The 18,701-nt window shown below is 72.5% G+C and carries 18 protein-coding genes and 1 pseudogene; 8 read left to right on the top strand and 11 right to left on the bottom strand.

The window, feature by feature from the left end; all coding sequences use genetic code 11:
- Nucleotides 1–30 precede the first annotated feature (30 nt).
- From SRB17_RS32685 to SRB17_RS32645, 9 genes and pseudogenes are all read right to left on the bottom strand, one after another.
- Nucleotides 31–1,122, bottom strand: a pseudogene (locus tag SRB17_RS32685) (ABC transporter ATP-binding protein); the annotation flags it as partial.
- A 165-nt stretch (nucleotides 1,123–1,287) separates the two neighbouring features.
- Nucleotides 1,288–2,010 carry an FAD:protein FMN transferase gene (locus tag SRB17_RS32680; protein ID WP_323376575.1) on the bottom strand — a complete coding sequence of 241 codons (723 nt, stop codon included), beginning with the start codon at nucleotides 2,008–2,010 and terminating at the stop codon, nucleotides 1,288–1,290.
- Nucleotide 2,011: 1 nt separating this feature from the next.
- Nucleotides 2,012–2,440: an FMN-binding protein gene (locus SRB17_RS32675; RefSeq protein WP_323376574.1), complete on the bottom strand. Its 429-nt coding sequence runs from the start codon at nucleotides 2,438–2,440 to the stop codon at nucleotides 2,012–2,014.
- Nucleotides 2,441–2,456: 16 nt separating this feature from the next.
- Nucleotides 2,457–3,794 carry a ferredoxin reductase family protein gene (locus SRB17_RS32670; RefSeq protein ID WP_323376573.1) on the bottom strand — a complete coding sequence of 446 codons (1,338 nt, stop codon included), beginning with the start codon at nucleotides 3,792–3,794 and terminating at the stop codon, nucleotides 2,457–2,459.
- Between the two features lie 227 nt (nucleotides 3,795–4,021).
- Nucleotides 4,022–5,398: a SpoIIE family protein phosphatase gene (locus SRB17_RS32665; protein ID WP_323376572.1), complete on the bottom strand. Its 1,377-nt coding sequence runs from the start codon at nucleotides 5,396–5,398 to the stop codon at nucleotides 4,022–4,024.
- 190 nt (nucleotides 5,399–5,588) lie between these two features.
- A complete protein-coding gene (msrB, locus tag SRB17_RS32660) occupies nucleotides 5,589–5,996 on the bottom strand; it encodes a peptide-methionine (R)-S-oxide reductase MsrB (RefSeq protein ID WP_153543764.1) in 408 nt (135 codons plus the stop codon).
- A gap of 14 nt (nucleotides 5,997–6,010) precedes the next feature.
- Nucleotides 6,011–7,399 (bottom strand): UDP-N-acetylmuramate--L-alanine ligase, encoded by a 1,389-nt coding sequence (murC, locus tag SRB17_RS32655; RefSeq protein WP_153543763.1) that lies wholly within the window; start codon nucleotides 7,397–7,399, stop codon nucleotides 6,011–6,013.
- A gap of 198 nt (nucleotides 7,400–7,597) precedes the next feature.
- Nucleotides 7,598–8,071, bottom strand: a complete 474-nt coding sequence (locus SRB17_RS32650; protein ID WP_323376633.1) for an indole-3-glycerol phosphate synthase — start codon at nucleotides 8,069–8,071, stop codon at nucleotides 7,598–7,600.
- Nucleotides 8,072–8,203: 132 nt separating this feature from the next.
- The gene (locus SRB17_RS32645) at nucleotides 8,204–9,058 is read right to left on the bottom strand and encodes a pyrimidine reductase family protein (RefSeq protein WP_153543762.1); all 855 of its coding nucleotides are present in this window, start codon (nucleotides 9,056–9,058) and stop codon (nucleotides 8,204–8,206) included.
- Between the two features lie 37 nt (nucleotides 9,059–9,095).
- Between SRB17_RS32645 and zapE the strand changes: the two genes are divergently transcribed.
- From zapE to SRB17_RS32605, 8 genes are all read left to right on the top strand, one after another.
- The gene (gene zapE / locus SRB17_RS32640; RefSeq protein WP_323376571.1) at nucleotides 9,096–10,199 is read left to right on the top strand and encodes a cell division protein ZapE; all 1,104 of its coding nucleotides are present in this window, start codon (nucleotides 9,096–9,098) and stop codon (nucleotides 10,197–10,199) included.
- Between the two features lie 581 nt (nucleotides 10,200–10,780).
- Nucleotides 10,781–11,359, top strand: a complete 579-nt coding sequence (locus tag SRB17_RS32635; RefSeq protein ID WP_153543760.1) for a carbonic anhydrase — start codon at nucleotides 10,781–10,783, stop codon at nucleotides 11,357–11,359.
- 8 nt (nucleotides 11,360–11,367) lie between these two features.
- The gene (locus SRB17_RS32630; RefSeq protein ID WP_153543759.1) at nucleotides 11,368–12,852 is read left to right on the top strand and encodes a SulP family inorganic anion transporter; all 1,485 of its coding nucleotides are present in this window, start codon (nucleotides 11,368–11,370) and stop codon (nucleotides 12,850–12,852) included.
- 91 nt (nucleotides 12,853–12,943) lie between these two features.
- A complete protein-coding gene (locus SRB17_RS32625) occupies nucleotides 12,944–13,795 on the top strand; it encodes a slipin family protein (RefSeq protein WP_153543758.1) in 852 nt (283 codons plus the stop codon).
- Nucleotides 13,796–13,805: 10 nt separating this feature from the next.
- Nucleotides 13,806–14,357 carry a YbhB/YbcL family Raf kinase inhibitor-like protein gene (locus tag SRB17_RS32620; RefSeq protein WP_228396405.1) on the top strand — a complete coding sequence of 184 codons (552 nt, stop codon included), beginning with the start codon at nucleotides 13,806–13,808 and terminating at the stop codon, nucleotides 14,355–14,357.
- 49 nt (nucleotides 14,358–14,406) lie between these two features.
- Nucleotides 14,407–15,264: a PPK2 family polyphosphate kinase gene (locus SRB17_RS32615; RefSeq protein ID WP_323376570.1), complete on the top strand. Its 858-nt coding sequence runs from the start codon at nucleotides 14,407–14,409 to the stop codon at nucleotides 15,262–15,264.
- A 157-nt stretch (nucleotides 15,265–15,421) separates the two neighbouring features.
- Nucleotides 15,422–15,709, top strand: a complete 288-nt coding sequence (locus SRB17_RS32610) for a hypothetical protein (protein WP_153543757.1) — start codon at nucleotides 15,422–15,424, stop codon at nucleotides 15,707–15,709.
- A gap of 251 nt (nucleotides 15,710–15,960) precedes the next feature.
- On the top strand, nucleotides 15,961–16,821 hold the full coding sequence (locus SRB17_RS32605) for a polysaccharide deacetylase family protein (RefSeq protein ID WP_323376569.1): 861 nt from the start codon (nucleotides 15,961–15,963) through the stop codon (nucleotides 16,819–16,821).
- A 301-nt stretch (nucleotides 16,822–17,122) separates the two neighbouring features.
- On the opposite strand, the gene SRB17_RS32600 is transcribed toward SRB17_RS32605, so the two are convergent.
- Nucleotides 17,123–17,794, bottom strand: coding sequence for an ABC transporter (locus tag SRB17_RS32600; RefSeq protein ID WP_153543756.1), 672 nt, complete (start codon nucleotides 17,792–17,794; stop codon nucleotides 17,123–17,125).
- Entirely contained in the window at nucleotides 17,791–18,669 is an 879-nt protein-coding gene (locus tag SRB17_RS32595) for an ABC transporter ATP-binding protein (RefSeq protein ID WP_153543755.1), read from the bottom strand. The genes SRB17_RS32600 and SRB17_RS32595 overlap by 4 nt, the downstream gene beginning before the upstream one ends.
- Between the last annotated feature and the right edge of the window lie 32 nt (nucleotides 18,670–18,701).

Here is an 18,701-nt window from a genome sequence, read left to right as displayed (position 1 = left end):
GCGTGCGGCGTCGGTGCCGGTCGCGACCCGGCTGTGTGCGGTGCGGATGGCCTCGCCGATGACCTGCTGGGAGACGACGCCTATGGCGCGTCCGTCGCCGTCCACCGCGACGGCCCAGCCGGCCGGCGAGAGCACCGCCCCGTCGAGCGCGGTGCGCAGCGAGTCCTGGCCGGGCACGAACGGCCGTCCGAAGTCGAGGAGTTGCGCCCTCTCGACGGACCCTGCGGTGAGCCGGTGCGGCTCGCTCCAGCCGAGCGGTCTGCCGTCGGGGTCGGTGACGAGGAGGTACGGGGCGTCGTCGCGGGAGGCGAGCACGCCGGCGTCGGCGTCGATGCCCACGATCGGCGCTGTCTGCAGCTCCAGGCCGGCGGACGGGAAGAAGGACAGCCGGCGGATGCCCCGGTCGGCGCCGAGGAAGTCCTCAACGAACGCGTCGGCGGGTGCGCTGAGCAGGTCGGCGGGTGGGGCGAACTGGGCGAGCCTGCCGCCGGTGCGCAGGACGGCGACCATCGTACCGAGCTTGATCGCCTCGTCGATGTCGTGCGTGACGAAGACGATGGTCTTGCCCAACTCATCCTGGATACGCAGCAGTTCGTCCTGGAGGCCCTTGCGGACCACGGGGTCGACGGCGGAGAACGGCTCGTCCATCAGCAGCACCGGCGGGTCGGCGGCGAGCGCCCGGGCCACGCCGACACGCTGCTGCTGGCCGCCGGAGAGCTGGTACGGGTACCGCCTGGCGAGTGCGGCGTCGAGCCCCACGCGCTCCATCAGCTCGGCGGCTCGCGCGCGGGCCTTCTGCTTGCTCCAGCCGAGCAGCCGGGGCACGGTGGCGATGTTGTCGAGGATGGTGCGGTGCTGGAAGAGTCCGGCGTTCTGGATGACGTACCCCATCGAACGGCGCAGGGTGTTGACCGGCTGCTGCCGGATGTCCGTGCCGTCGAGGAGGATGCTGCCCTCGGTGGGCTCCACCATCCGGTTGATCATCCGCAGGGTCGTCGTCTTGCCGCAGCCGGAAGGCCCGACGAGGACGGTGATCGCGCGGTCCGGTATCTCCAGCGACAGCCGGTCGACCGCGACCGTGCCGTCCGGATACCGCTTCGTGACTGACTCTATCCGTATCAAAACGCCGAATACCCTTCGGGTTTGGCGGATTTCCGCCCGCTTTCGGCCACGGTCGTCGTTGCGCAGCCCGTTGCGGGGAGAGTCTAGACCGCGAATGTTGCAGCGCTTTGGCGGGCGAACGGCCGGCCGGCGGCCGGGCGAGCCGCGCCCACGGCGAACGAACGGCTAGGCCGCCACCGGCAACCCCGGCGTACGGACCACGCTCCGCGACGCGTCGACCGCGAACACCTCGCAGCCGGGCCGGGCGGCGGCCCAGGCCGGTCCGTCGGTGCCCAGCGCGAAGGCGGCCGTGGCGGTCGCGTCCGCCTCGGTCAGGGTCGGGGCCAGCACGGTGAGGCTGAGCAGCGCGGTCGCGGGGCGTCCGGTGCGGCCGTCGAGGATGTGGTCACCGCGCTCGTACCGGCCGGAGGTCGCCACCGCCGCGTCGGTGACCGCCAGCACGGCACAGAGCCGGTCGGCCTGTTCGGGGTGCCGTATCCCGACCCGCCACGGCCCGCCGGATGCGACCACGTCACCGCCCGCGTTGAGGCAGAACCGCCGCGCACCGGCCGCCGCCAGCAGCCCGGCCGCCCGCTGCACCGACCAGCCCTTGACCACCGCGCAGGGATCGAACCCCCGGCCGGGCAGCCGTACGTCGAAGGCACCGCCGGTCGCGGCCCGGTACCGCTCGCACAGGCCGAGGACCTCCGTCAGGTCCGCGCTCATGTCCTCCTCCGCCAACTCGCCGCGACCGTACCGGGACACCTCGCTGTCGGACCTGAACGGGCTGAACCGCGCGTCCACCTGGCGCAGCCAGGCGTAGGCCTCGTCCGCGGCCGCGCCGAAGTCGCCCTCGTCGTCGATCCGCAGCGAGACCGGGAGGCCCATGACGTGCTCGACACGGCGCACGTCAGGAGCCCTTGGCGTCGATGGCGGCCTGGAGGGACTGTTTGTATCCCGCACTCGTGATCGTGGCCCCGGACACCGAGTCGATGTGGGCGCTCTGCGCCTTGAGCGTCTCCGCGACGAGCTCCGGTACGGCCCAGCGGGTCTGCGGATGGTGCGGCGCCTGCAGCATCCGCACGGAGGCGATCCGGTCGCCCCGGAAGGTCACCTCCACCTGGAAGACACCCTTCGTGGTGCTCACCGCGGTGCCCTGGACGACCTTCGCGGCCGCCGCCGAAGGCGAGGCGGGCGAAGCGGACGGTGCGGTGGACGGCGCCGGAGTCGGCGTCGCCGCGGGCGGTGCGGTCTCGACGGTGCCGGTCGACGGGTGGTAGCGCCACAGCGGGATCAGACCGGCGACGGTCAGGACGAAGACGGGAATGGCTCGCTTCACGGTCGGACGACCTCTCTCAGCCGGCGAGGCTGAAGCGCTCGAAGTGGATCTGCCGCTTGGGCACGCCCAGGTCGGCCAGACTGCGCAGCACGGCGGTCATCATGCCGGGCGGCCCGCACAGGAAGACGTCCCGTTCCCCGATGTCGGGCACGAGCCGGGCCAGTTCGCGCGGGGCGAGCCGGTCGGGCAGGACCGGACCGGTCACCAGGTGCAACTCGGCGCCCTTGGTGAGGGCGAGGTCGCTCAGCTCGTCGTACAGGACGGCGTCGCGGTCGGTGGACACCCGGTAGATGACCACGGCGTGGCCCTGAAGGTCCTCCAACAGCGCCCGGATGGGCGTGACGCCGACGCCGCCGGCGATCAGCACGGCCTCCGGGCGGGTGCGGTGCAGCGTGGTGAAGGCGCCGTAGGGGCCCTCGGCGAAGACGCGGGTGCCGGGCTTGAGGTGCCGCAGGCCGGTGCTGCCGTCGCCGACGGCCTTGGCGGTGAGGCGCAGGGTGCGGCCGTCGGGGGCGGCCGACAGGGAGAAGGGGTTGGCCTGCCACCAGCGGTCCCGGGTGAGGAACCGCCAGAGGAAGAACTGGCCGGCGCACGCGGGCAGCCGGTCCAGGTCGCGGCCGGTGACATAGACGGAGACGACGTCGTCCGACTCCGGGACGACCGCCGACACCCGCAGCCGATGCCGCAGGTTCCGCCACAGCGGCAGCACCAGCCGGCCCAGGAACACCGCGCCGAGGGCGCCGCCCCACACCGTGTACCAGTACGTCCTCGCGACCGGCGAGGAGGTGAAGGTCGTCCCGGCCGCGACCTGGTGGGTGAAGGCGAGGACCACGGCGGCGTAGGTGTACAGGTGGATGAAGTGCCAGGTCTCGTAGGCGAGCCGGCGGCGTGCCCAGCGGGCCGAGACGGCGCCGACCACGACGATCAGCGCGAGCGCGACGATGGCGCGCAGCACGCCCTCGACGGTCTCGGCGAGGTCCACGAGCTGGTTCAACGGATCCATCGAGGACGCCTGCGCGTAGCCGAAGGTGATGAACACGGCGTGCGTGAGCAGGGTCCACAGGATGCCGAAGCCCGTGCGGCGGTGCCAGGAGGTCAGCCGGTCCATGCCGATACGGCGGTCCAGCCAGGGCAGCCGGGCCACCAGCAGCAGCTGGAAGGCCATCAGGAGGGCGCCGCTCAGGCCGGCGAGGCGGCCCAGCACGATCAGCGTGTTCGAGGCGAACCCGGCCTGGACGAAGAACCAGGCGACACAGGCCGCGTTGACGGCCAGCAGGGCGTACAGACCCGTGCGGGCCACGACCCGGGGGCGGATCGTCGCGGGGAGTGCGGGACGTGTCTGGAGGGTCGTCACGGACACAGCTCCTTGGTCGGCTCCTGGGTGTCGAGCTTCGCCCGATGTCGCTGTCGTTCTCCTGTCGGGCGACGGTCACTCGAGTATCGACAGGGCCGCTGGGGGCCGGCAGCCCGGGCGGGGCCGAACGGGTGCATGAGGACGCGCGGGTGGTGCTCCGGCCCGAGAGCCTCGGGGAACTGCGCGAGCAACCACCCCCGGCCGGACACCCGGCAGACCACTCGCCCCTACGTCGAGCCCGCGTCGGCCGAAGGCCCCCGTCGGCTGAACGGCCGGCAGGCCATCGCCGCGACGTCGTCCTCCGCATGCCGCGCGTCCAGCCGGCCGACGATGGTGTCCAGGACGTCCTCCAGCTCGTTCCCACCAGGGAAGCGGAGGGCGGCCAGCCGCTCCAGGGACTGGTCGATGTCCTCACCGCGGCGCTCCACCAGCCCGTCGGTGAACAGCACCAGGGTCTCTCCCTCGGTCAGCGGATGCGTGGCCGACTCGTAGCCGCCGAGCCCCGTGCCCAGCGGCGGTCCGACGGGCACCGGCACGATGGAGGTCTCCCCGTCCGTCGTGATGCGCACGGGCGGCAGATGCCCGGCGCTGGACAGCGTGACCTGGTGGCGCCCCGGGTCGACACGGGCGAGCAGACAGGTGGCGGGCCTGAGGTCCGCCTCCCGGGAGGAGATGTCGTCCATCTGCCGCAGCACCCGGTGCGGGGGAAGGTCGGCGGAGGCGATGTAGCGCAGGGAGGAACGGTAGGCGTTCATGTCGACGGCGGCCTCCAGGCCGTGGCCCATCACGTCGCCGACGACCAGCAGGGTCCGCCCGAAGTGCAGCCGTACGGTCTCGCACCAGTCGCCGCCGACCAGCACGCCGCCGCCGGCCGGCAGATAGCGGACGGCGATGTCGAGGTTGGGGTGCGGGCGGCCGGGCTCGGCGAGCAGCGCTCGCTGCAGGTCGCCGGCGGTGCGGTTGATGCTCACGTAGGCGCGCGCGTGCCGGATGTGGGAGGCGGCGCGCTCGGCGAGCATGCTGAGCAGTTCGGCCTCCGCGCGGCGCAGCGGCGGCCCGGAGCGGGCCCACACCAGGATCCCGTACCCCTCCCCGCCGCTGGTCAGCGGGGCGCACAGGGCGATCCGGGTGGCGCCCACGTACTCGAGCCAGGGCTCCGGCTGTGCGCCGAGCGCCGGTTCCCCCGCCTCGCGGGCCGCCGCGGTGGCCCACCGGACGTCGGGCAGTGCGTCGGCTTCCCCGGTGATCGCCTCGTATCCGGATATGGCCCGGCCGGTGCGGCGCATCACGGCGGCCGTGCCACCGGCCAGGCGCACGGCGAGCCGGGTCAGCTCGGTGCAGGTCGTGTCCTCGTCGAGGGTCGTACCGATCCCGGCCAGCGTCTCCCGCAGCACGCTCAGCCGCGCGTCGGACACCGTGTCGTCGCCGGCCGGCTCGCCCTCCGCCGACTCCGCGGAGCCCGCGACCGCAGCGGAGCCCGCGGCAGCCGCGGAGTCCCCGGCCCGCGCGGATGTCCCCGTCGCCTCGTGCCCGCCCTCGTCCTCGCGGTGACGGCCGCTGTCGGCGGGCACGGCCCTGCGACGGGACTGGATCCAGCGCGCCACACCCAACACCCTCACAGAGTCTCAAACCGGAGCGAGTGGGGCACCAGCCTCATCCGTCCCAGCGCCCTCGGCAGGCCCAGGACAGGCCTTGAGTCGCGCTCCGGTGTCCGATGGCGTTCATCTTCGACTGGACGAGCCCGGTCGCGGATGTCTTTTGCCAGATTCGAAGTGTCGAACAGTGGACGAGGGGTCAGTCCTCGGCGGGCGTCAGTCGCAGGGAGACGGAGTTGATGCAGTACCGCTGGTCGGTCGGGGTCGGGTACCCCTCCCCCTCGAAGACGTGCCCGAGGTGGGAGCCGCAGCGGGCACAGCGCACCTCGGTGCGGACCATGCCGTGGGAGCGGTCCTCGACCAGTTCCACCGCGTCGGTGTCCTTCGGGTCGTAGAAGGACGGCCAACCGCAGTGCGACGCGAACTTCGTGTCGGAGGTGAACAGCTCGGTGCCGCAGGCCCGGCAGGAGTAGACGCCCTGGGTCTTGGTGTCGGTGTACTCACCGGTGAAGGCGGGCTCGGTGGCGGCCTGCCGCAGCACCGCGTACTCGGCCGGTGTCAGCTCCGCCCGCCACTGCTCGTCCGGCTTCTCGACGTCGTACGACATGAGCCTCAGCCCCTTCACTGCGACAGGCGGTCCAGGATCAGCGGGCCCAGGTCGGTCACGTCGCCCGCGCCCATGGTGAGAACGAGATCACCGGGCTTCGCCATTCCCGCGATCACCGAGGGGATCGCGTTCTTGTCGTGCACGGCGGTGACGTCGGCGCCGGCGGCGCGCGCGGCCTCGATGATCAGCTCGCTGGTCACGCCCGGGATCGGGTCCTCGCGGGCCGGGTAGATGTCCAGCACCACGGAGGCGTCGGCGAGGGCGAGGGCCTGGCCCATCTCCTTGCCCAGCTCCTGGGTGCGGGAGAACAGGTGCGGCTGGAAGACGACGAGGATGCGGGAGTCACCGGCGGCGGCGCGCATGGCCTCCAGGTCGGCGGTCATCTCGGTGGGGTGGTGGGCGTAGGAGTCGATGACCTGCACCCCGGCGGCCTCGCCCTTGAGCTGCAGGCGCCGCTTGACGCCGGTGTAGGCGGCGAGCGCGGGCGCGAGCTCCGCGGCCGGAATGCCGAGGGCGGCCCCGGCGGTGAGCGCGGCGACGGCGTTGAGGGCGTAGTGGCGGCCGGGCACGGAGACCGTGAAGGTCAGCTCCTCGCCGTCCAGCACCACGGTGACCCGGCTCTTCAGCCCCTGCGGGACGACCGACAGCACGCGTACATCGGCGTCCGCGGCTTCGCCGTACGTCACCGTCCGCACCGATCCCGCCAGTCGCCGGGTCAGCTTCCGCGCGCCCTCGTGGTCGGCGGAGATCACCAGGGTGCCACCGGGGACGATCTTCCCGGCGAAGGTCTCGAAGGACTCGTAGATCTCGTCCATCGAGGCGTAGTTGGCGTGGTGGTCCAGCTCGACGTTGAGGACGATGGCGACCTCGGGGGCGTACCTGTGGAAGCTGCGGTCGGATTCGTCTGCCTCGGCGACGAAGATGTCGCCCTCGCCGTGCAGCGCGTTGGAGCCGGGCGCGTCCAGGTCGCCACCGATGGCGTACGACGGCTGCAGCCCCAGTTCGGTGAGGGAGACGGCCAGCATCGAGGTGGTCGTCGTCTTGCCGTGGGTGCCGGCCACGGCGATCGGGCGCAGCCCCTCCATCAGCGCGGCGAGGGCGTCGGAGCGGTGCACCACCGGGATGCCCCGCTCGGCTGCGCGGACCAGCTCGGGGTTGTCCTTGCGGATCGCCGAGGACACGACGACACAGCTCGCGTCGGCGGCGAGGTGCTCGGCGGCGTGCCCGATGTGCACGGTGACACCGAGCGCCCGCAGCGCCTCGGCGGTCGCCGACTCCTTGGCGTCACTCCCGGCGACCTTCGCCCCGCGCTGCGCGAGGATCTTGGCGATGCCCGACATCCCGGCGCCGCCGATGCCGATGAAGTGCGGTCGGTCCATGGCGGCAGGAAGGCCGGGTGCCATGTGGTTCTCCCCAGAGACGGTACGTACGAGAGCGGGTCTAGCCTATGCGCTGCGGCACCGGGCTCGTTGCAGCGAGAGGCAAGGGCGCTGACCTGAGGGGCGCGGGGAACTGCGCGAGCAACCACAACGCTCCGGCACCCGCGAACGCACCGCACCCCCACCCCCCGACGGCGCTCATCGGCCGAACCGGCGGAGCGCCTACGCCTTGCTGTGCGAGAAGAGCTTCAGCACCGGCACCCCCACCTTGTGCCGCGCCCGGGAAGCCCAGTCCCGGTGGAAGAACTCTTCCACGTAGTGGGGGTCGGTGAGCACGATCACCTCGTCCGCGCCCACCTCGGCGACCAGGGACTTCAGCGCGTCCAGCGGATGGTCCTCCACCATCTGCCCCGCCGCCTGGCTGCCCGCGGCCCGCAGTGCCTGCACCGACACGTCCAGGGCCTGCTGTCCGACGCTCCTGGCGTCCTCCCCCTCGGGCGTCTCGTGTTCGCGGACCGCCTCGTCGAGTTCGCCGAGCGCGATGTCGTCGATGGCCCGCAGCAGGCGGTCCGCCTGGTCGCCGCGCGGCTGGAGGAGCACATGAAAAGCGACCGGCTCGTCTCCGTGCAAGGTCGTGACGAACTCCACGTCGGCGGACGTCAAAGCCTTCTCGATCATCAGCACGCTGGTGAACACCAAACGCCTCTTCTCGTCCGTGGGCCCGGCGCGGGCCCTTGCGGAAACCATCCTGCCCCGTGATCGCACGGGGTGTGCCGGTACCTAAGTCTGCCCTCCGGAAGCTAAACGGAACGGCATATTCCGCTGATTTCAGGACCGCCGGTAACGACCGAACAGGAATCCGGCGTCTTCGAGGAGGGACGCGAGTTCGAACCGGTGCGGCACGGCCACCGACGGCCCTCCGGCGATGCGCTGCGCGTCGCCCGCGGTGAGCATGGGCGACAGGGTCAGGCACAGCTCGTCCAGCACCTCGGCGGCGACCAGCTGGCCGAGCAGCCGGGGACCGCCCTCGGTGAGCAGCCGGGTGTGACCGAGGCCGGCCAGCGCACGTACCGCCCGCGCGGGGTCGATGCCGCTGCCCTCACCGGCGATCACCACCCTGGCGCCGGCCTTCTCGGCGGCGGCGACGCGGTCGGGGGCGGCCGCGGATCCGGTCAGGACCAGCGTGGGCACCAGGGGCGAGGTGAACAGCGGGAGCGAGAAGTCCAGATCCAGGCTCGCGGTGACGACCGCGATCACCGGCGCCGGGCCCTGTCCGGCGGCTTCCCGGGCCTCGGCGAACTCGGCACGCGCGCGTGCGGGGCGGTACCCCTCCTGGCGTACCGTTTCCGCGCCCACCACGATCACGTCGGCGAGCGCCCGCAGCGTGCCGAAGATCCGCATGTCGGCGGCGCTGGAGATGGGCTGGGAACGCCCCTGGTGCTGGGCGGCGCCGTCGAGCGTGGAGACCATGTTGGCCCGCAGCCACGGCCGCGGGGGACCCGGCGGCACCGGGTAGGCGTAGGCGTCGGCCAGCTCGTCGAGACTCCACTCACGATCGACGAGGGCGCCATGCGCCAGATGTGTCACCCGGGTCCCGGCAACCCCGCCCGTCCCCTCCCTCTCGGCCGTCCCGCCGGAGGCCTGGGCTGCTGTTTCGTCGGTCACAGGGAACAGGCGTCGCATGTCGTGCAGTGTGACACGGCGCTTAGCATGGACAACCGTGTCGTCCTCCACCACTGCCCCCGGATCCAGCCCTCTGACCGAAGCGGGCCCCCTCTCGCTGTGCGCCCGCGAGCCGCACGTCCCCGCGGACCGGCTGGTCGCCGAGATGGTGCCGCCCCCACGCTTCGACTCGGTCCGCTTCTCGACGTACATACCGGACCCGAACCAGCCCAGCCAGAGCGAGGCCGTGCAGGTGCTCGAGGGATTCGCGGGCGGGCTCGGCGGGGCGCACGCCTCCGGCGCCGGCAGGCGCGGTTTCCTCGGCTTCGGCAGGGCCAGGGCGCCCAAGACCCCGGCGGGCCCGCGCGGGGTCTACCTGGACGGCGGCTACGGCGTCGGCAAGACCCACCTGCTCGCCTCCCTGTGGCACGCCACCCCCGCCGAACCCGCACTCAAGGCGTTCGGCACCTTCGTGGAACTGACGAACCTGGTCGGCGCCCTCGGCTTCCAGCAGACCGTGCGGACCCTCTCCGGCCACCGACTGCTGTGCATCGACGAGTTCGAGCTGGACGACCCGGGCGACACGGTCCTCGTGTCGACCCTGCTGGGCAAGCTGGTCGAGGCGGGCGTGGCACTCGCCGCCACCTCCAACACGCTGCCGGGCAGGCTGGGCGAGGGCCGGTTCGCCGCCGCCGACTTCCTGCGCGAGATCCAGGGCCTGTCCGCCCACTTCCGCACCCTGCGCATCGACGGCGAGGACTACCGCCACCGCGGTCTGCCCGAGGCGCCGAAGCCCTTCACCGACGAAGCGGTGACGAAGGCGGCCTACGCCACCCCGGGCGCCTCGCTCGACGACTTCCCGCATCTGCTGGACCACCTGGCCAAGGTCCACCCGAGCCGGTACGGCGCGCTGACCGACGGGGTGACGGCGGTGTGCCTCACCGATGTGCGGCCGGTGCCGGACCAGTCGACGGCACTGCGGCTCGTGGTGCTCGCGGACCGGCTCTACGACCGTGAGGTCCCGGTGCTGGCCTCGGGGCTGCCCTTCGACCAGCTGTTCAGCGAGGAGATGCTGAACGGCGGTTACCGCAAGAAGTACTTCCGCGCGATATCCCGGCTCACCGCGCTGGCCCGCGACGCGAAGGGTCTCGTCGGCTCCTAGTCAAGGGCGAGATCGCGCCACACGACCGGCACTTTTCACGCTCTCTCGTGCTCGTAACGCGTAGTTAACCCTGCAAAGGACTTTGCAGGGTTAATGTGCTTCTTGACCAAGCATTGACCAACGCTTGGCCCGCGCGAGAGACGTGGACTTCCGGAAGGGGGGCGCATGTTCCGAGGTACGACGGCCCGGACCGTGCTCGCCTCCCTTGCCGTCACCCTGCTCGCCCTGTTGTGCTTCGCACCCGGGGAAACCTTCGCTTCCGCGCACACTCCCAGTGAAGCCACGGCCAAGGCCGAGGCTGGAACCACGCCTTCCGAACAGCCGGAGCGCGACGGAGCGGATGCGATCCATGGCTCCGCCTCCCGCGGTACGCGGGAGCACCCGCTCATACCCGTCCGGGCAGCCGGTGCGGGCCCGTCGCACCCGTCCGGCACCGCGCACGGCCCGGCCCCCAGAACCTCGAGAGCCCACACCCCGGCAGCCCTTCAGGTCTTCCGCTGCTGACAGGGGCTCAGCTCCCCCCCCCAACCCGTCGTTCAAGTCCGACGCGCCCATGCAGGCGCGCCAGGAGGAACCCGCATATGCAGCCCCTCATCGACAACGCCCGTACGTTCGGACAGCGCCCTGAGGAGTTCGCCGAGCTCGCCGAAGGCCAGTCCCCGCAGGTCCTGTTCATCACCTGCTCCGATTCCCGGGTCGTCCCGGCCCTGATCACGGGCGCCCGCCCCGGCCAGCTCTTCGAGCTGCGCACCGCGGGCAACATCGTCCCGCCCCACACCTCGCGGCACCCCACCAGCGAGGCCGCCACCATCGAGTACGCCGTGGAGGTGCTCGGCGTCCGCGACATCGTCGTCTGCGGTCACTCGCACTGCGGTGCCGTCGGCGCGCTGGTGCGCGGCGACGACCTGACCTCCGTACCCGCCGTGCGCGACTGGCTGGCGCACGCCACCCCGCGCCCGGCCGGCCGGGCCGAGGACCCGGAGGTCGCCGCGGGCGTACAGGCCCATGTGCTGACCCAGGTGCTGCGGCTGCGCTCGTACCCGTGCGTCGAACGCAAGCTGGCGGAGGGTCAACTGGGCCTGCACGCCTGGTACTACGAGGTGCACACCGGCGCCGTACGGGCGCACCGCCCGCAGACCGACACCTTCGAGTCCCTGTGAGCGCGCCGATGACCAGCGAGAACACCACCCGCATAGCCCGGTTCCGGTATCTGCGGCAGGACTTCGCCGCCTCCCTCGTCGTCTTCCTGGTCGCCCTGCCGCTGTGCGTGGGCGTGGCCGTCGCCTCCGGGGTCCCTGCCGAACTGGGCCTGGTCACCGGCATCGTGGGCGGCCTCGTCACCGGGCTGATGCGCGGCAGCAGCCTGCAGGTGTCGGGGCCGGCGGCCGGCCTGACCGTGCTCGTCTTCGAGGCGGTCCAGGAGTTCGGGCTGCCGGCGCTCGGCGTGATCGTGCTCGCCTCCGGGCTCCTCCAGGTGGCGATGGGCCTGCTGAGGCTGGGCCGCTGGTTCCGCGCCATCTCGGTCTCCGTCGTCGAGGGCATGCTGGCCGGAATCGGACTGGTGCTCATCGCCGGGCAGTTGTACCCGGCGCTGGCCGCCAAGGCCCCCGACTCCGGCCCGGGCAAGATCGCCGGGTTGCCGGGGGCGTTCCTGGACGCCCTCGGCGACAGCAGGGCGGTGGCCTCGCTCGCGGTGTGCGCGGGCACGGTCGCGGTGCTGCTGCTGTGGAAGCACCTCCCGGCGAAGGTGCGGACGCTGCCCGGCCCGCTGGCCGCGGTCGGCCTGGCCACGGTGGCGGCGTTCGCGCTGGACCTGCCGGTCGCCACGGTCGAGGTGCGGGGCCTGCTGGGCTCGGTCCAGCCGCCTCCGTCGAGCGCGTTCGGCGAACTGGCGGACATCGGGCTGCTCGGCACGGTCGTCGCCTTCACGCTGATCGCCTCCGCCGAGTCCCTGTTCAGCGCGGCCGCCGTGGACCGGCTGCACACCGGACCGCGCACCGAGTACGACAAGGAGCTGCTCGCCCAGGGCGCCGGCAACACGGTGTGCGGGCTGCTGGGCGCGCTGCCCATGACCGCGGTGATCGTGCGCAGCGCGGCCAACGTCCAGGCGGGCGCCCGCACCAAGGCCTCCCGCGTGCTGCACGGCGTGTGGCTGCTGCTGTTCGCCGCGCTGCTGCCGGGCGTGCTCGCCCACATCCCGGTCCCGGCGCTCGCCGGCATCCTGATCCACTCCGGTGCCAAGCTGGTCCCGGTGCGGGCGCTGTCGGTGCTGTGGCGCGAGCACCGGGGCGAGGCGCTGATCCTGGCGGTGACGGCGGTCTCGATCGTGGCGGTCAGCATGTTCGAGGGCGTGCTGATCGGCCTGGCGCTGGCGGTGGTCAAGGCCGCCTGGCAGGCCTCGCACGTCAGGCTGGAGGTCGTCGACAAGGGCGCGGGCCCGGTCGAAGCCCACCTCTCGGGCAACGCGACCTTCCTGCGGCTGCCGAAGATCCTGGACAGCCTGGAGTCGCTGCCCCAGGACCGCCCGGTCCGCCTGGACCTGTCCGGCCTGCACCAGCTGGACCACGCTTGCCGTACGGCCCTGGAGAACTGGGCCGAGCGGCACAGTGCGGCAGGGACGGAGCCGGTGAGGCTGACGGTGCCGGTGGGCTGAGGAGAGTGACTCCCGCCCCACTCGGTCGGGCCGGAAGTGGCATATCGTTGCAGCAGCGGACAAAAACCGGCCTCTCCGTGAGGAGGTCACCATGCTCCAGGAGCTGCTGGGCGCCGTGGCGGCGGCGGGTTCGGTCGCCGTGGTCTACCTTGCTATGGCGGCGCGGATCGTCAAGCAGTACGAGAGAGGCGTGCTCTTCCGGCTCGGCCGGGTGGTGGATGCCGAACGCCAGCCCGGCCTGACCCTGGTGATCCCGTTCGTGGACCGGCTGCACAAGGTCAACATGCAGATCGTCACGATGCCGATCCCGGCCCAGGAGGGCATCACCCGCGACAACGTCACCGTCCGGGTGGACGCCGTCGTCTACTTCCGCGTGGTCGACGCGGCGAGCGCCCTGGTGAAGGTCGAGGACTACAAGTTCGCGGTGTCGCAGATGGCCCAGACGTCCCTCAGGTCGATCATCGGCAAGAGCGATCTGGACGACCTGCTCTCCAACCGCGAGAAGCTCAACGAGGGCCTGGAGCTGATGCTCGACAGCCCGGCCGTCGGCTGGGGCATCCAGGTCGACCGGGTGGAGATCAAGGACGTCTCCCTGCCGGACACGATGAAGCGGTCCATGGCCCGCCAGGCCGAGGCCGACCGGGAACGCCGGGCCCGGATCATCAACGCCGACGCCGAGTACCAGGCCTCCAAGAAGCTGGCCGAGGCCGCCCAGCAGATGGCCGACACCCCCGCCGCCCTCCAGCTGCGGCTGCTCCAGACCGTGATGGCGGTGTCCGCCGAGAAGAACTCCACGCTGGTCCTGCCCATCCCGGTGGAGCTGCTGCACTTCCTGGAGCGGGGCAACCAGCCGGCCGCGCCGAACGGTGACGGGGAGCTCCGCCTGGAGCGAGGCGATCGGCAGACCGTGCCGCACGATGACGAGGAGCTTCCCTCGGGCTAGCGTGCCGGGCATGCGCAGGAACTGGGTGACGGCCGTGGCCGCGATGGCCTTCGTCGCGGGCTGCGGGCACGGTGGCACACCTGCCGCCGCGCCCTCCCCCACCACCGTCGGCCGGCTGACCGTCACCAGTACGGCCTTCGCCGACGGCGGCACCATCCCGCGCCGGTACACCTGCGCGGGCGCCGACGTCTCGCCTCCGCTGGCCCTCACCGGCGTACCCGCGCGGACGGCCGCGCTGGCCCTGCTCCTGCGGGATGCGGACGCCCCGCACGGCACGTTCACGCACTGGCTGGTGTGGGACGTCGACCCGCACACCACGCGACTGTCCGCGGGCGAGCATCCGCGGGGCGCGACGGAGGGCCGCGACGACTTCGGGAAGACCGGGTACGGCGGCCCCTGCCCGCCGCGCGGCGACCGGCCGCATCGCTATGTCCTCACGGTGTATGCCGTCGACCGGCGTGTGTCGCTGGGCGCGGGGGCCTCGGCGGCGGATCTGCTGCGGGTGCTCTCCGGGCACACGCTTGCTGTGGGCACGCTGACCGGCACATACGGCCGCGGATAGTGCCGCGAGGGGCCGTCATGGTCTGCGGCCACAGACAGACGAGGTGGCCGTGACGAAGAAGAGCTTCGGGGACCTGCGAGAGCTGTTGCGGCTCCCGCCCGGCGAACCCGTCGACCTCGCCGCGTACGACACCCGGGCCACCCCCGGTGCCCCCGGCGGGAAGCGGGCGGCCCTCCAGGACAGGGGGCCCACCGGAAAGCGGCTCGCCGAGCTGCAGGTGCGGTTGTGGGCGGCGAGCACGGCCGGGGACCGGCGGCGGGTACTGCTGGTGCTCCAGGGGATGGACACCAGCGGCAAGGGCGGGACGGTCAAGCACGTCATCGGCCGGCTCGACCCGGCCGGCTGCCGGATCCAGGCGTTCAAGGCACCCACCGAGGAGGAGCGGCGGCACGACTTCCTGTGGCGGGTGCGTCGGGCCCTGCCCCGGCCGGGCGAGATCGCCGTCTTCGACCGTTCGCACTACGAGGACGTCCTCATCGCCCGCGTCCGGCATCTCGCCCGGCCCGCCGAGATCGGCAGCCGCTACGGCCTCGTCAACGACTTCGAGCGGTCCCTCGCCGAGGACGGCGTGACCCTGATCAAGTGCTTCCTGCACATCTCCCGCGAGGAGCAGAAGCGCCGGCTGCTGCGCCGCCTGGACCGCCCGGACAAGCACTGGAAGTTCGATCCCGGCGACATCGTCGAACGCGCGCTGTGGCCCGCCTACCAGGAGGCGTACCAGCTGGCCCTGGAGCGCTGCGCGGCGCCGTACGCGCCCTGGTACCTGGTCCCGGCGGACCGCAAGTGGTACCGGAACTGGGCGATCAGCCGCCTGCTGCTGGAGCACCTGGAGGAGCTGGACCCGCAGTACCCGAAGAGCGACTTCGACGTGGCCGAGTGCCGTGAGCGGCTGCTGAAGGGCATCTGACGAGCGGACCGTGGAGAGAAGCGGGCCTGTCGGCCCGAGATCATGAAACCGGCGCGTCGCCGCCCGTTACGGACTATTTTCACACTAATCTCCATGACTGTACGCGGTTGACTCGTCGCGCACCGCATCCACACGCATTCACACCCATGGAGATGACATGCACAGACTTCGCAAGGCCGCCGTCCTGGTCGTGGCGCTCGGCAGCGTGAGCCTCCTGTCCGCCGGGACCGCCTACGCCGGTGGACACGAGGACGAGGACCACGGCAAGGGAAGCCACATCATGCAGAGCTCCAACTGCAAGGACCACGACCTGAACCTCGACATCCTGGGCGAGGTCGGCATCATCGACGGCCTGGCGGGCGACGCGCTCAACGGCGAGGGCGACCCGGGTGCCCAGGCCTCGCACATCGGCTCGACCATGGGCTGCAGCAACAGGGCCGGTTGAGAGGCCGGTTCAGGACCCCATGACGGCGGACAGGGCGGCAGGACAACCGGAGGGCCGGCCGGCACACCCACCGCCGCCATGGAAGGTGTGGTGACCTCACGCACGCACGGGCATGCACCGTGGAGCATCCAAGTGCGCGCGTGAGGTTGCCGCGCCCGTGTCACCGCGTCACGGCGCCGCCCGGGTGACCACGGCGCCGCGCCACGGACCATATCGCCATACAAGCGGCTGTCCAGACCTACGTTCATACGGTGATCCCACGAGTACGCCGTATCAGCGCCCTCTGTGCCCTGGGCGTGGCCCTCGCCGCCTGCGGTACCGCGAGCCACGCGGGCAGTGGCCACCAGGCCCCGGCCGAGCCGTCCGTCTCCGCCTCCCCGTCCGCGTCCGCCTCGCGTCCGCCCGTGCTGGCCCCGGGTCCCGGCGGCCTGACCCCGGTCTTCGAGCACGGCCCGCGCACCCTGGGCAAGACGGTCGCGCTGACCTTCGACGCCGACATGACCGCCGACCAGGGGCCCCGCGCCGCCGCCGGCGAGCACTTCGACAACCCGGACCTCATCGGCACCCTCCGCGTGCTGAAGGTGCCGGCGACGATCTTCATGACGGGCCGCTGGGCCGACGAGTACCCGACCGAGGCCCGCAGCCTCGGCCACGACCCGCAGTTCGAGGTCGCCAACCACTCCTACAGCCACTACGCGTTCACCGGCGACTGCTACGGCCTGCCCACCGTCGCCGCCGACAAGATGCGGTCGGACGTGGAGCGGGCGTACGCCTCCCTGCACAAGGCGGGCGTGCCGCACGCGCTGCCGTACTTCCGCTTCCCCGGCGGCTGTTACGACAAGCGGGCGCTGCGCGCGCTGAGCGGGCTCGGGGTGACCGCGGTGCAGTGGGACGTGGTGAGCGGCGACGCGTTCGCCACCGACGCCGACGCCGTCACCAAGCAGGTGCTGGACGGGGTGAAGCCCGGTTCGGTGGTCGTCATGCACTGCACGCGCAGCGCCGCCCCCACCACCGAACGGGTCGTCCGCGCGGTCGTACCGGAACTGCGCAAGCGCGGCTACCGGTTCGTGAAGGTCTCCGAGCTGATCGGCGAGACAGGCGGACACCGCTGACATTCCCAGGTCCTGGCGTCAAACTCCCGTCGTCCGCCGGGAGAGCGTGCCTCGCGCCCGCCGCGGAGCGGCCATGTGCGTCGAAGGTGCGTGCTCTGGGGTCCCCCGGCCGAAGGCTGCGGGAGTGCCGGGCCCTGACCCTCGTACCGGACGTACTCGAGCCGGGGCCCGGTGCGGCGAGTGGGGCACCTCCCGGCCGGAGGCTGGGGGAACGTGCATGGCGTCGCGGGGCTGGGGGCACCTCCCGGCCGAAGGCTGGGGGAGGGAGTTTGACGACAGGGCCGGGGCGACCCTCGCCTGCTCAGGGTGACCGGCGGGCGGTGAGCCCGCCGGCTGCGGCGAAGGCCGCGGCCGTGAGCAGGGCTGCCCCGGCCAGCGGCAGCAGCGGCACCGGCGCACGGCCGGTCTGCGAACCGGTGACCAGGCCCTGGACCGCGGCCTGCGCCGGGGAGCCGGTGAGCACCACCGCCAGCAGCGCGCCCATCAGCATCGCGGGCACCGCCTGGCCGGTGGAGCGCAGCAGCGGCCGGCTGGTCAGCGCGCCGACGGCCGCGCCGAGCAGCGCGCAGGTGAGCGTGGCCGGCAGTCCGGCCGCGGCCGCCCGCAGCAGGGGCACCGGCACCCGGTGCCCGTTGCTCGCCGGATCGCTGATCAGCGTCACCACCACGGTCGCCACCACCCCGAGCGCCACCGACGCGAGCAGCGCCGTCAGCAGACAGGCGAGGTGCGTCCGGGCCGGGCCGCGCGCGGCGGCGACACAGGCGCGGGCCGCGTCCGGCTCGCCGGTGGCACAGATCCGCACCAGCCAGGCGGCCACCGGGAGCAGGCCGGCGGCCGTGTAGGCGAGCGAGTCGAGGACGGGCTGGCCGCTCTGCACGCCGATCCCGAGGAACGCGGCATACAGGATCACCGGAGGCAGCCAGCGCTGGGAGCGCACCAGCAGGTCGGCCTGGTAGCGCAGGAGTGCGGTCATGGGCGGCTTCCGGGGTTCGGTACGGGATCGTCCGGGGGCGGGGTGACGCTCACGACGTGCCAGGGCGGGCGGGCCATGAGCAGGGCGCGCAGCACGACGTCGGAGTGGGAGGCGGGCACGGCGAGCCGGTAGCGGCCGGGAGCGGTCTCCTCGGCCGAGGCGACGGTCCGGGCCGCGTCGGCCGGCAGCCGCCCGCCGGCCGGTCCGCGCACGATGACGAGGGTGAGCGGCCCGGCCGCCGGACTCCCGTCGTCCGTACGGAGCTTGAGACCTCCGTCGAGCACGGTGTATGTCGCGTCCGGCGCCCCGGCCAGCCGGCGCCGGTCGTGGTCCACGAACACCACGGCACCCCCGGCTGCGGTCCGCTCGGCCACCGCCCGCTCCAGCTCGGCCCGCGCCGCCGCGTCCAGTCCGGTCCAGGCCTCGTCCAGCACCAGCAGCTCCGGCTCGCCGAGCAGCGCCTGCGCGACGGCCACCTTCTGGCTGCTGCCCTTGGACAGCCGCGCCATGGGCGTACCGGCGTACGCCGCCGCGCCGAAGCGCTCCAGCCAGGTGCCCGCGGCGTGTGCGGCGCGCTTACGGCCGAGGCCGTGCACGGTGCCGAGGTGGGTCAGGTAGCCGAGGGCGGTGAAGGGGAGGGCCGAGGGGAAGCGCTCGGGCACGTACGCGGTGCGGGGGCGGCCGGTGACGCGGCCCTCGCTGGGGGCGTCGAGCCGGGCGAGAAGGCGGAGCAGGGTGGACTTTCCGGTGCCGTTCGCTCCTTCCACGCGGATCAGGGTTCCGGGGGTGACGGTGAGGTCGACGCCTCTTAACACCCACGGGCCGCGCAGGCCGTAGCGGCGGCCTGCGCCGGCCAGCCGTAGATCACGTTGCATGAGGGCATTGTGGCCGGTCGCGCCCACGCGGC

The organism is Streptomyces sp. RB17 (assembly GCF_009604455.1).
Taxonomy (GTDB): Bacteria; Actinomycetota; Actinomycetes; order Streptomycetales; family Streptomycetaceae; genus Streptomyces.
The sequence above is the reverse complement of the archived record's forward strand: the minus strand, read 5'-3'. Positions and strand labels throughout refer to the sequence as shown.

What these genes read in the sequence shown, in the direction of transcription:
- msrB (WP_153543764.1), bottom strand. Translation starts at nt 5,996, where the DNA reads ATGTCGTACGACGTCGAGAAGCCGGACGAGCAGTGGCGGGCGGAGCTG.
- murC (WP_153543763.1), bottom strand. Translation starts at nt 7,399, where the DNA reads ATGGCACCCGGCCTTCCTGCCGCCATGGACCGACCGCACTTCATCGGC.
- SRB17_RS32645 (WP_153543762.1), bottom strand. Translation starts at nt 9,058, where the DNA reads ATGCGACGCCTGTTCCCTGTGACCGACGAAACAGCAGCCCAGGCCTCC.
- SRB17_RS32635 (WP_153543760.1), top strand. Translation starts at nt 10,781, where the DNA reads ATGCAGCCCCTCATCGACAACGCCCGTACGTTCGGACAGCGCCCTGAG.
- SRB17_RS32630 (WP_153543759.1), top strand. Translation starts at nt 11,368, where the DNA reads ATGACCAGCGAGAACACCACCCGCATAGCCCGGTTCCGGTATCTGCGG.
- SRB17_RS32625 (WP_153543758.1), top strand. Translation starts at nt 12,944, where the DNA reads ATGCTCCAGGAGCTGCTGGGCGCCGTGGCGGCGGCGGGTTCGGTCGCC.
- SRB17_RS32620 (WP_228396405.1), top strand. Translation starts at nt 13,806, where the DNA reads ATGCGCAGGAACTGGGTGACGGCCGTGGCCGCGATGGCCTTCGTCGCG.
- SRB17_RS32610 (WP_153543757.1), top strand. Translation starts at nt 15,422, where the DNA reads ATGCACAGACTTCGCAAGGCCGCCGTCCTGGTCGTGGCGCTCGGCAGC.
- SRB17_RS32600 (WP_153543756.1), bottom strand. Translation starts at nt 17,794, where the DNA reads ATGACCGCACTCCTGCGCTACCAGGCCGACCTGCTGGTGCGCTCCCAG.
- SRB17_RS32595 (WP_153543755.1), bottom strand. Translation starts at nt 18,669, where the DNA reads ATGCAACGTGATCTACGGCTGGCCGGCGCAGGCCGCCGCTACGGCCTG.